Genomic DNA, 244 nt, shown 5'->3' on the forward strand with positions numbered 1-244 from the left:
TATAGCCCGTTCTGGCTGCGCTGCGCTCGTTCTGCTGCGATTGCTTGTCTTAACACTGGGTGTGTGTGTTTGAGATCGCCGCTCTCTGCTTTTACTTCTTTTTGCCATGAATAATCGTCTCCATCTTCTCGATACCACCAACGGTGATTTTCATCGTCGCTATAAAATCCCATTTTGCCGGTGAGGGGATCACGCCCCCGATATGGGCCACTGCCCTGATATACCGGCCTTAGTTTTGGCTGGT

Annotated in this window: 1 protein-coding gene; it reads right to left on the reverse strand. The window is 50.8% G+C overall.

Features of this window, described 5'->3' with window-relative positions; translation table 11 throughout:
* Positions 1-244 (reverse strand): hypothetical protein (locus HBA93_RS22860; protein ID WP_221724756.1); only part of this gene is annotated, 244 nt, incomplete at both ends.

The organism is Ochrobactrum sp. SFR4 (assembly GCF_019730395.1).
Taxonomy (GTDB): Bacteria; Pseudomonadota; Alphaproteobacteria; order Rhizobiales; family Rhizobiaceae; genus Pseudochrobactrum.